Source organism: Mesorhizobium sp. M7A.F.Ca.AU.001.01.1.1 (assembly GCF_004022735.1).
Taxonomy (GTDB): Bacteria; Pseudomonadota; Alphaproteobacteria; order Rhizobiales; family Rhizobiaceae; genus Mesorhizobium; species Mesorhizobium ciceri.
Window position 1 is genome coordinate 1 of the sequence record NZ_RZPF01000143.1, and the last position, 10906, is coordinate 10906.

Below are 10906 nucleotides of genomic sequence, written 5' to 3' on the forward strand. Positions count from 1 at the left end.
TTCCAGGATGACGGCCGATTCGAAGATCACCGTTTCCTCGCCATTCCGCTGCACGCGCAGCAGCGGCACTTTGCCGAGCGGCGAGATCGCCTTGAACCAGTCCGGCTTGTTGGCGAGGTCGATATCGACGCGTTCGAACGGCACGCCCTTTTCGGCCAGCGAAATCGCGGCGCGCTGCACATAGGGGCAGAGGTGATGGCTGACGAGAATGAGCTTGTCGGCGCGTTTGCAGATTTCGTGTTTCATCGGATTGGCTTTCCCTGATTAATGCAATTGCATCTATGTAGATGCATATGCATTGATCGTCAAGCTTGATGCAATTGCATCTATCGTCTAAGGTGCGCCATGACCGAGAAAGCCGCGCCTTCGCCCGAAGCCATCAAGGCCTGGGCTCGCCTGATGCGCGTATCGCGCCAGTTGATGGAGAGCGCCGAAGAGGCGTTGAAGGCCGCCGGTCTGCCCCCACTTGCCTGGTACGACGTGCTGCATGAACTCGCCGAGGCGGGCGAGGGCGGGCTGCGGCCGTTCCAGCTCATCGAGCGCACGCTGTTCGCCCAATACAACATTTCGCGCCTGCTGGCCCGGCTCGAGGCCGATGGGCTCGTCGAGAAACTGCCGGTGGCCGATGACGGCCGTGGCCAGACCATCCGCATCGCGGCCAAGGGGCGAGACATACGCCGCCAGATGTGGGCTGTGTACGGACGCTCGATCGCCGAACTGGTTGGCGCCAAACTGTCGGCGGATGAGCTGACCATGGTCTCGGCACTGCTTGGACGGTTGCGCCATCCGCCAGCCAGCGATTAAGCGAGCCTGTCGCGCCAGCGCCTGTCCATTTTTGCAGATATTTTGCTCTCGTCCTCTTGCGCACGGCCTCGGATCGCGCAATATGCCGAACCGTAACGTACGGTACGGCCTATCGGGAATGCCGACCTTTCGAGAGAAGAGCGTGTTGCACATCGTGCCTGACATCGACACCAGCGAAGCGCTGACAGAGCGGCAGAAGGCCGTGCTCGACGCGGCGTTGCGGCTGCTGGTCGAAGAGGGCGACCAGCTGACCATGACCGCCGTGGCGCGCCGCGCCAGCTGTTCCAAGGAAACGCTCTACAAATGGTTCGGCGACCGCGACGGGCTGCTGACAGCGACGGTGCAATGGCAGGCCTCGAAAGTGCGGGTGGCACCGGTCGACCGCAAGGGGCTCGATCTTGCCTCGCTGACCGCGAGCCTCGAGCGCTTCGCCTCGGATTGGCTCAAGGTGATTTCCAGCGACACGTCGATCGCGCTCAATCGGGTGGCGGTCAGCCATGCGGGCTCCGGCAAGGACAATCTCGGCGCCGTGGTGCTGGAGAACGGCCGCTTCGCATTGGCCAAGCGGCTGAAGCCGGTGCTCGAGGCCGGCCGACGGACCGGGCTTTTGGATTTCGCGGATGCCGAGACGGCGTTTCGCACCTTTTTCGGGCTGGTCGCCCGCGATGTGCAGATCCGTCTGCTGCTCGGCGACCGGCTGGAATTGACTGAGGCGGCGATCGGCGGCGATGCCGCGCGGGCGACGCAGCAGTTTCTCGCTCTTCATGGAGCAACAACCGGCCGCAAGGCCCTAGAGCCGGATGATTTCAGGTCAAGTCGACCTGAAATCTGAATTCGTCTCTAAATCAAGAAGATAGAGCATGATGTCGTCCGAAAACCGCTTCACACTTTTCGGCATCATGCTCTGATTTATAAACGGGAAGGAAGACAAAATGCGCGTCTATTACGATCGTGATGCCGATCTCAATCTGATCAAGGGCAAGAAGGTCGCCATCATCGGCTATGGCAGCCAGGGCAGGGCGCATGCGCTCAACCTCAAGGATTCCGGCGCCAAGGAGATCGCAATCGGCCTCAAGGCCGGCTCGGCAACCGCCAAGAAGGTCGAGGCCGACGGTCTCAAGGTGATGAGCGTGGCGGACGCGGCCAAGTGGGCCGACCTGATGATGATGGCAACGCCGGACGAACTGCAGGCCGACATCTACAAGAACGAGATCGCCCCGAACATCCGCGATGGTGCCGCTATCGCCTTCGCGCACGGCCTCAACGTGCATTTCGGCCTGATCGAGCCGAAGTCGACGGTCGACGTCGTCATGATTGCCCCGAAGGGCCCCGGCCACACGGTGCGCGGCGAATACCAGAAGGGCGGCGGCGTGCCGTGCCTGGTCGCCGTCAACCAGGATGCCTCGGGCAATGCGCTCGACCTGGCCCTGTCCTACGCCTGCGGCGTCGGCGGCGGCCGTTCGGGTATCATCGAGACCAATTTCCGCGAGGAATGCGAGACCGATCTGTTCGGCGAGCAGGTCGTGCTGTGCGGCGGCCTGGTCGAGCTGATCCGGGCCGGTTTCGAGACGCTGGTGGAAGCCGGCTACGCGCCTGAGATGGCCTATTTCGAGTGCCTGCACGAGGTCAAGCTGATCGTCGACCTGATCTATGAAGGCGGCATCGCCAACATGAACTACTCGATCTCGAACACCGCCGAATGGGGCGAATATGTCTCGGGTCCGCGCATCATCACCGCCGAGACCAAGGCCGAGATGAAGCGCGTGCTGAAGGACATCCAGACCGGCAAATTCACCTCGGAGTGGATGCAGGAGTACCGCGCCGGCATGTCCCGCTTCAAGGGCATCCGCCGCAACAATGACAGCCACCAGATCGAGGAAGTCGGCGCCAAGCTGCGCGCGATGATGCCGTGGATTTCCAAAAACAAGCTGGTCGACAAGGCGAAGAACTGAGCGAAATCCACAAGCGCTCGAAAATAGCAGCTTCCATGAACAAGAAACGGCGCCACGTGGCGCCGTTTTTTCATTCTGTCGGTCAGCTCAGCTACAGGGCCAGCCCATCAATAGGGTGAGTAGCACTGCTGGCGCGGGCCGTTGTAGGGCTGGAACGTGTTGTCGTAGGCCCGGTACGACCGGTAGCGGTTGTAGCACCATTGGACATGGGCGCTCGAAAGCCGTCCCGCGCGGTAGTAGCGGCGCGGCGCCGGCCGGTCATAGTAGTCGTAGTTGTTGTACATGCTGCCGAGGCCAAGCCCCAGGCCAAGGCCCAGGATCGCGGCACTCGCGCCATCATCGTAGTAACGGCCGCCGCGATAGTGATGGCGACCATGGCGCCAACGCCAGTTGTCTCCACCATTCCAGTGACCGCCGCCGCCGTGCCAGTGCCGACGGCCGCCGTCCCAATTGCCCGACCGGCGCCATCTCCAATTGTCGTTGTTGAACTGACGGTTGTTGTTGCCGCCCGCCCAGCTGTCGCGGACCGGCGTGACATTCGGCGCCGCGGTGCTGGTGGGAATCGACAGGTCCGGTTGCATGATCGGGCCGGCGGCGGACGGTGCCGTGACGCCGGAGAGGATACCCAGGGCTAGCAGCCCCGATTTGACCGTGGAAGAAAAGAGCGAATTCATTGCACTCTCCAAGAGTTACAGGCCCCACGCCCACCCGAGGAATGGGGCAACAATGGATGTTTGCATCTGAACGGCGGATGAACGGAAAGGTTCCGTCAACCATGACGCGAACGCGCCCAAGACCAATCGATCTCAGATGGTGATCCTGCGCGCTTGTTTTCCGAAGCACTTGCGGGCAAAGGTCATGGCATGTCGCTGCGCCTTGCCACCTTCAATGTCGAGAACCTGATGAACAGGTTCGATTATTCCGGCTATCGCAACCAGCTCAACGAGGATCGAACGCTGGCGCTGTTCGATATCCAGAGCGAGGCGGAATACAGGATGCTGGAGCAGGCCCGCGCCATCGCCCAATCCGACGACACGCGCCAGCTGACGGCGCTGGCAATCGCTGCCACCCGGGCCGACATCATCTGCATGCAGGAGGTCGACAACATCGAGGCGCTGAAGGCCTTCGAATATGGCTATCTGTTCAAGATGGTGGGGCAGGGCTACCGGCAGAAATACACCACATCGGGCAATGATTCACGCGGCATCGACGTTGCCGTGATGATGCGCAATGAGACCGCCCAGGGCCAGCCGATCGAATTCGTGCGCATGACCAGCCACGCCTATGTCACCTACGAGCAGTTCGGGCTGCACACGCCGGAACTCGAGGCACTGGGCAATCAGGCCAATGAGCGCATTTTCCGGCGCGACTGCCTGGAGATCGACGTCACCGTGGGCGGCGTGCCGCTGACGCTCTATCTCGTGCATTTCAAGTCGATGGGTTCGCCGCGCAACGGGCTCGACGGGCGCGAGGCGACGATGCCGGTGCGCATCGCGGAGGCGCAGGCCGTGCGGCGCATCATCGAGGAGCGCTTCGGCAAGGACTATGCCGCCGACAAACGCTGGGCAATCTGCGGCGACATGAACGATTACCGCCAGCGTGTGAAGGTGGCCGGCGATGCGATCGACGGCTATCGCTTCGAGGTGGTCGACGAAGCCCTGTCCTGCATCAACGTGCTGACGGCCGGCGGCTTCTGCGAAAACGTCGTCGAGCGGCGGCCGGAGATGAACCGCTGGAGTTTCTACCACACGCGCGGACCGGAAGAGCGGCATCTGTGCCAGCTCGACTACATCCTGCTGTCGAAGGGGCTCGCCGCCAGCAACGCGACGGCTGTTCCCGACATCATCCGCAACGGCCAGCCCTGGCGCACCATTTTTCCGCCGGGGCAGGAGGTCGACCGCTTTCCGCGTGCCGGCTGGGACCGGCCGAAGGCGTCGGACCATTGCCCGGTGGCGATCACGCTGGACATGACCTGACGCATGAGTTTCGACCTGCCACGCAACGTCATCCTGCCGGTCGACGCCATCGACGTCCGGCTCGATCCCGGTCCGCACCCGTTCGCAAGGGACAATGCAGAGGCGATCGCCGAGAACTGGCAGCACGAAATCGCTGCCAATCCGGCGCTGTTCGACGGCATGGTGGTGCTGCTGTCGCAGCTTGCCTACCGCGACAACCGTCTCGCCGGCCGCTGCCATGCGGTCAACTATTCGACTTTCATGCTGTGGCGGAAGCGGCGCGAGAATTCGGGCGCCGAGCATGCCTATGCCCATGCCATGCTGGTGGCTGCCGACAATGCGCTGGTGGCGATCCGCATGGGTCCGCACACGGTCAACGCCGGCCGCGTCTATTTTGCCGCCGGCTCATTCGAGCCGGTCGATTTTCGCGATGGCCTGGTCGATGTCGATTTCAACATGATCCGCGAAGTGCGCGAGGAAACCGGTCTTGACCTGTCAGCCGCGGAACGCGGCAAACGCTACCACGCCATGTCGACCAACAGCGGCACGGTGATCTTCCGCCGCTACCACGCGGCGGCGCCCGCCGACGAGATCGCCCAGCGCATCTCAGCCTTCGTCGCCACCGAAACCGAGCCGGAGATCGACGGGCCAGTGATCATCCGCCATGCCGCCGACCTGCCGGTCGGCCTGTCACCGCACATGAAGCCGCTGATCGAGTGGCATTTCGCAAACGGGAGTTAAGGGCGCGTCTTGTTCTGTGCCGCGTTGCGATCGTTGCGGGCGGCGACGAGGAACAGGATGAAGCCGATGCCGAGCAAACCGCCCATCGCCATTCCCATGGTCTGGCCGACGACTGCCTGAAAATCGGCTGTGACGCGATCGGGATTGGCCATGCCGAAGCGGGCGAGATACCACCAGATGCCTGCAAGGAAGGCCTCGATGACGACCATCGTCAGGATCAGTCGTGCCTTCTTGCTCATTGGCTATTCCTCCACCCAAGCGTGAATTGCCCTAGCATCATGAACGGCGCGGCGACAGTGGCGGGTAGGGTGGAAACGTCTAAGGCTGTGCAAAACCGGTCTGAGCGCCGGCCGCGTTTCGGCCGGTTGCCCTATTCGTGCCTAAGTGCGTCGATCGGGTCGAGCCTGGCGCCGCGCAGCGCCGGGAAGAAGCCGAACACCATGCCGATCAGGGCGGAAAAGCCGACGGCGAGCAGGATCACCGCCGGGCTCGGCGCAAACGGGATGGTCAGCGTCACCGCGGCGAGGCCGGCCAGCGCCAGCCCGATCAGGATGCCGATAATGCCGCCGAGCAGCGACAGCACCGTCGCCTCGACCAGGAACTGGATGAGGATGTGCTTTTCATGCGCGCCGATGGCGAGCCTGATGCCGATCTCGCGGGTGCGTTCGGTGACCGACACCAGCATGATGTTCATGATGCCGATGCCGCCGACCAGCAGGCTGACGCCGGCGACGGCGCCCAGCATGCCGGTCATGGTGGTGGTGGCGCTGGCCATGGCGTCGGCGATCTGGGTCATGTCGCGGATGGCGAAATCGCTTTCACGATCGGGCGTGATGCGTCTGGCGTCGCGCAGAATGTCCTCGACGCGCGGCTGCAACTCGCTGGTCGGCGTGCGGTCATCGGCGGCGATGTAGATGTTGTCGATGTCGCGGTTGCCGGCGATGCGGCGCTGGTAGGCGTGCAGCGGCATCAGCACGACATTGTCCTGATCCTGACCGAAGCCGGTATAGCCCTTGGGCTCGAGCAGGCCGATGATCTGCGGTTGACGCGGATGATCTCGCCCTCGGGATCGCCAGCGCCGAAGAATTGTTGGCGCACCGTCTCGCCGATCAGGCACACGCCTGTGCCCGAGCGGGTTTCGGAATCGCTGAACGGGCGGCCCGACACCAGTTTCCAGTCGCGCGCATCGAGATAGGCGCTGTCGGTGCCGGTGACGCCCGAGGTCAGGCTCTCGGTGCCGAAGATGACCCGGACCTGCTTTTGCGAAGCCGGCGAAATGGCGCGGGCGCCAGTCAGATGCGCAACCAGCGCCGCCAGCTCCTTTTCGGCCAGCGGACGCACCACCTGGTCGAGCCCGCCCGGGCCACCGGGACCGGCCGGGCGACCGGAGCGGACGACCAGCAGATTGCTGCCGAGCTTGGAGATGTCGGCCTTGACCTTCTGCGTGGTGCCCGACCCGATGGTGAGCATGGCAATGACGGCGGCAACGCCGATGACGATGCCGAGCAAGGTCAGGAACGAGCGCAGCACGTTGCGGCGGATCGAGCGCAGCGACAGGCGGACGGTTTCCCAGATCATGGTTGTGCGATCTCCAGCTTCCTGGAATCGGAGGCGACGTGGCCGTCGAGGAAGCGGATGGTGCGTTCGGCATAGTCGGCGACGTCGGCCTCGTGGGTGACCATGGCGATGGTCAGGCCAAGCTCCTTGTTGAGCCGCGTCAGCAACTCCATGATCTCGTGCGTGCGGGCGGTGTCGAGGTTGCCGGTCGGCTCGTCGGCGACGAGCAGCGTCGGGCGCGTGACGATGGCGCGCGCGATCGCCACGCGCTGCTGCTGGCCGCCGGACAGTTCGGCCGGCGTGTGGTGCTCGCGGCCGACAAGGCCGACCTCCGCCAGGGCCTGCATGGCAAGGTCGCGGCGCTCGCGGGCGGCCACGCCGCGATAGATCAGCGGCAGTTCGACATTTTCGGCCGCCGTGGTGCGGGCCAGCAGATTGTAACCCTGGAAGACGAAGCCGACATAGAGGTTGCGCAGCATGGCGCGGCGGTTGCGGTCGAGGCGGCCGGCGTCGATGCTCATGAAGGAATAGGTTCCGGCCGTCGGCGTGTCGAGGCAGCCGATGATGTTCATCGCCGTCGACTTGCCGGAGCCGGACGGCCCCATGATGGCGACGAATTCGCCACGCCGGATGGCAAGATCGACGCCGGCCAGCGCATGCACCTTGGCCTCGCCCTGGCCATAGCTCTTCCAGACCTTGTCGAAGGTGATGAGGGCAGCACCGGCAGCCACGGTATCAGCTCCGCTGCTGCGACGCGGTGATGACCTGTGCGCCTTCGTCGAGGCCAGAAATGATCTCGGTCAGTTCGCCGTCGGTCGAGCCGATCTTGACGTTGACCGGGTGCGGACGCCCGTTCTCCAGCACATAGAGCGTGCGCGAGCCGTCGGTGGGCACTGTGGCGGCCTGGCGCTGGCGGTTGCCGCCGGGGCGGCCCATGCGGCCGGTGAACAGGTCGCTGAGGCTCCAGCCGCGTGCGGCCTGCTGGACCGGGCGAAAGCGGAAGGCGGTGGCCGGCACGGTGAGCACGTCCTTGGCCTGCTTGGTGACGACCGAAACGGTGGCGGTCATGCCGGGCCGCAGCAGCAGCTCGTTGTTGTCGACCTCGAGCCGCGCATTGTAGGTGACGACGCCGTCGGTGGTGACCGAGGCATAGGAGATGTCGCGGATCTCGGCATCGAACGGCCGCTCGGGGAAGGCATCGACGGTGAAGCGGGCATGCTGGCCGGATTTGACCGCACCGATGTCGGCCTCGTCGACCGCCGCCACCAGTTCCATGTTCCTGAGATCGGCGGCGATGATGAACAGCACCGGCGCCTGCAGCGAGGAGGCGACCGTCTGGCCGGGATCGACCGAGCGCGTCAAAACGATGCCGTCGATCGGCGCATAGATTGTGCTCTTGGCAAGGTCGGTCTGCTGCGCCTTGAGGTCGGCCTGGGCGATGGCGAGGTTGGCCTGCGCACTGTCGAGAGCTGCCTTGGAACGGTCGCGCGTGGCGGTTGCCGCTTCAAGCGACTGGTCGGTCGCCATGCCGCGCCTGGTCAGTTCGGCGGCGCGCACCAGCGCCTTCTCGTTTTCGGCCAGCGTAACCGTGGCGTCCTCGACATTGGCGGCGGCGGCCTTGGCCGAAGCTTCGGCGCGCTCGATCTGGACTTCGAGTTTCACCGTGTCGAGTGTCGCCAGCACGTCACCCTTCTTGACCTGCTGGTTCTCCTCGGCCGAGACCGAGCGGATGATGCCGGACAGTTCGCTTGAAATATCGACCTGGGTGAGTGGCTGCAACGTGCCGGTCGCCGACACCGCGACGGTGAGGTCGGCCTTGGCGGCAGGCACTGTGGTGTAGTCAATCCTGGCCGGCGAGCCCGCATACCATTGATAGAGGCCAAGCGCGGCGGCGAGCACGATCAGCGCCAGCAACGCATAGAGCCACCCACGACGGCGCGATCTGCGCCGGCCTGTCTGGTCGAGCCCAAGCGCCGTCTCGATGGCGGAATCCGATTCCGTCTTTGGCAGATTGACAATCTGGTCCACGCTGGACCCCTATAATGCGCAATGTCCCTATCTGTGCACAGATCAGGCTTACCGGTTCAAATATCAAATTAAATTTCGCCCATGTTGGGATTGAGGCAGGAATGAAAACCCGGAATTACTTGCTTTACGATGTGTTTACGACCGAGCGACTGGCCGGCAATCCTTTGGCCGTCGTGCTCGACAGCAAGGGATTGGACACGGCCGCGATGCAGGCCATCGCGCGCGAATTCAACCTGTCCGAATCGGTGTTCGTCCTGCCGCCGGCCAATCCCAAGCACAAAAACCGCATCCGCATCTTCACGCCCGACTATGAAATGCCGTTCGCCGGCCATCCGACGGTCGGCGCCGCGATCGCGCTGGCCGAACTGGCGGAAGAGGGCGGCGCCGGCATCTTCGTGCTGGAGGAAAACATCGGTCCGGTGCGGTGCGCCGTCAGCAAGCATGACGGCAACACTTTTGCCGAGTTCGACCTGGCCAAGCTGCCGGAGCCGCTGAAGCTCGATGCCGATCCGGAGGCGATCGGTGCCGCGCTTGGGTTGACGCCGCATGAGATCGGCTTCGAGAATCACCGCGTCGCGTTCTGGTCGGCGGGCGTGCCCTATGTCACCATCCCGGTTGCCAATCTCGAGGCGGCGGGTCGCATCCGGCTGGACAACCAGGCCTGGTCGGAACTGGCGCCGCGCAAGAGCGAATGGGCCTTCGCCAGCCCCTATGTCTACTGCCGCGAGACGGTGAACCACGAAAGCGCCTTCCATGTGCGCATGATCGTGCCTGGCACGCCTTCCTATGAGGATCCGGCGACCGGCTCGGCGGCAGCCGCCTTTGCCGGCGCCATCATGCATTTCGACGCGCCGACCGATGGCATTTCACAGCTGTGGATCGAGCAGGGGCTGGAGATGGGCCGGCCATCGCGCATCCGCCTCGAACTGACCGTGCAAGGCGGAAAACTGGCCTCGGCGCGCATCGGCGGCAACGCAATCAAGGTGGCGGAGGGCAAGCTGTTCGTTTGATCGAACGCATGCTCGGTCGATTTGTCGGGAAATGATTCCGGCAGGGCTGGACAGGACCGATGGTGGCGGCTATATGCCCGCCAACGCCGGTTTTTGCCGGCCGAGTGGGTGCGTAGCTCAGTTGGTAGAGCAGCTGACTCTTAATCAGCGGGTCCACAGTTCAATCCTGTGCGCACCCACCAAATTCCTAGAAGAGTTGGTGGAAAGACCCTGAAAGCGAGACGCGTTTGGCGCATCTCGGGCAAGGCTGTCCGACCGTGATTCTTCAAACGCGCTATCCGGATCTTGTGGCGATTTAGCCGAGTTGAAAAATGCGGCTCAGAAACCGGCCGAATCGAAAAGCAAGGCTCTTTTCCCCGGCTGCAGCATCGCTGGCGCCAATTCCGTCTTTTCCCCCGGAGAAATCGCTGATGGGCCACCAGAAGAAGACCAGGAAGACAACGAAAATGCCGGTGTCGATCGGGCCATGACTTGAATAGCTGCTGTGACGGAACACAACAGCGACCGCCCCGGCGATAACACCGCAGCTGCGGCAGGATGAAATTTCTTCATCCACAAAAATCTATTTGAGAATCGCCGTTACGGTAAGATGCCTCCTTTGTCGTGACAACGGCATCTTTGTCGGCCGATACGGGGAATGAATAATTACTTCTCCGAAACGCCAGCCTCGGCAAAACTCGCCATGCGGGCATGGCACTCCAGCGCCGAGCGGACGATGTTGACGGCGAGGCAGGCGCCGGAGCCTTCGCCCAGCCGCATGCCGAGGCCGAGCAGCGGCGGCAGGCCGAGCGCTTCTAGCAGGCCGCGATGGACTGACTCAGCGGAGACATGGGCTGCGATGGTGTGGGCGAGGCCGGTC

General features: G+C 63.5%; 13 protein-coding genes, 1 tRNA gene and 1 pseudogene. 7 read left to right on the plus strand and 8 right to left on the minus strand.

What is annotated here, in order from left to right; translation table 11 throughout:
* On the minus strand, window positions 1–246 hold a 246-nt coding region (locus tag EN884_RS11475; protein ID WP_164894978.1), incomplete at its 3' end, for a glutathione S-transferase family protein.
* Between the two features lie 99 nt (window positions 247–345).
* On the opposite strand from EN884_RS11475, the gene EN884_RS11480 reads away from it, so the two are divergent.
* From EN884_RS11480 to ilvC, 3 genes are all read left to right on the plus strand, one after another.
* Complete coding sequence (locus EN884_RS11480; protein WP_063168257.1) at window positions 346–804, plus strand: MarR family transcriptional regulator; 459 nt, start codon at window positions 346–348, stop codon at window positions 802–804.
* A 118-nt stretch (window positions 805–922) separates the two neighbouring features.
* Window positions 923–1636, plus strand: a complete 714-nt coding sequence (locus tag EN884_RS11485) for a TetR/AcrR family transcriptional regulator (protein WP_244514306.1) — start codon at window positions 923–925, stop codon at window positions 1634–1636.
* Window positions 1637–1736: 100 nt separating this feature from the next.
* A complete protein-coding gene (gene ilvC, locus EN884_RS11490) occupies window positions 1737–2756 on the plus strand; it encodes a ketol-acid reductoisomerase (RefSeq protein ID WP_013531065.1) in 1020 nt (339 codons plus the stop codon).
* Window positions 2757–2863: 107 nt separating this feature from the next.
* Here the strand turns inward: ilvC and EN884_RS11495 are convergent, their stop codons facing one another.
* A complete protein-coding gene (locus EN884_RS11495) occupies window positions 2864–3430 on the minus strand; it encodes a BA14K family protein (RefSeq protein ID WP_013531066.1) in 567 nt (188 codons plus the stop codon).
* A 189-nt stretch (window positions 3431–3619) separates the two neighbouring features.
* Between EN884_RS11495 and EN884_RS11500 the strand changes: the two genes are divergently transcribed.
* Both EN884_RS11500 and EN884_RS11505 read left to right on the plus strand, forming a co-directional pair.
* The gene (locus tag EN884_RS11500; protein WP_013531067.1) at window positions 3620–4732 is read left to right on the plus strand and encodes an endonuclease/exonuclease/phosphatase family protein; all 1113 of its coding nucleotides are present in this window, start codon (window positions 3620–3622) and stop codon (window positions 4730–4732) included.
* 3 nt (window positions 4733–4735) lie between these two features.
* Window positions 4736–5452 carry a hypothetical protein gene (locus tag EN884_RS11505; RefSeq protein ID WP_063168256.1) on the plus strand — a complete coding sequence of 239 codons (717 nt, stop codon included), beginning with the start codon at window positions 4736–4738 and terminating at the stop codon, window positions 5450–5452.
* On the opposite strand, the gene EN884_RS11510 is transcribed toward EN884_RS11505, so the two are convergent.
* The 4 genes and pseudogenes from EN884_RS11510 to EN884_RS11525 all read right to left on the minus strand — a co-directional run bounded on the left by EN884_RS11510 (window position 5449) and on the right by EN884_RS11525 (window position 9037).
* Window positions 5449–5691, minus strand: coding sequence for a hypothetical protein (locus EN884_RS11510; RefSeq protein ID WP_013531069.1), 243 nt, complete (start codon window positions 5689–5691; stop codon window positions 5449–5451). The genes EN884_RS11505 and EN884_RS11510 overlap by 4 nt on opposite strands.
* A 131-nt stretch (window positions 5692–5822) precedes the next feature.
* Window positions 5823–7030, minus strand: a pseudogene (locus tag EN884_RS11515) (ABC transporter permease).
* Window positions 7027–7740, minus strand: coding sequence for an ABC transporter ATP-binding protein (locus EN884_RS11520; protein ID WP_063168254.1), 714 nt, complete (start codon window positions 7738–7740; stop codon window positions 7027–7029). The pseudogene EN884_RS11515 and the gene EN884_RS11520 overlap by 4 nt, the downstream one beginning before the upstream one ends.
* 4 nt (window positions 7741–7744) lie before the next feature.
* On the minus strand, window positions 7745–9037 hold the full coding sequence (locus EN884_RS11525; protein ID WP_063168253.1) for an efflux RND transporter periplasmic adaptor subunit: 1293 nt from the start codon (window positions 9035–9037) through the stop codon (window positions 7745–7747).
* A gap of 101 nt (window positions 9038–9138) precedes the next feature.
* Here EN884_RS11525 and EN884_RS11530 point away from each other — a divergent pair, with 101 nt between their 5' ends.
* On the plus strand, window positions 9139–10047 hold the full coding sequence (locus EN884_RS11530; RefSeq protein WP_063168252.1) for a PhzF family phenazine biosynthesis protein: 909 nt from the start codon (window positions 9139–9141) through the stop codon (window positions 10045–10047).
* Window positions 10048–10153: 106 nt separating this feature from the next.
* Window positions 10154–10229, plus strand: a tRNA-Lys gene (locus tag EN884_RS11535).
* A gap of 113 nt (window positions 10230–10342) precedes the next feature.
* Here EN884_RS11535 and EN884_RS11540 read toward each other — a convergent pair.
* Together EN884_RS11540 and EN884_RS11545 are read right to left on the minus strand one after the other, a co-directional pair.
* A complete protein-coding gene (locus tag EN884_RS11540) occupies window positions 10343–10603 on the minus strand; it encodes a hypothetical protein (protein ID WP_063168251.1) in 261 nt (86 codons plus the stop codon).
* A gap of 89 nt (window positions 10604–10692) precedes the next feature.
* A partial coding sequence (locus EN884_RS11545) for a nicotinate-nucleotide--dimethylbenzimidazole phosphoribosyltransferase (protein ID WP_206617581.1) occupies window positions 10693–10906 on the minus strand: 214 nt, incomplete at its 5' end.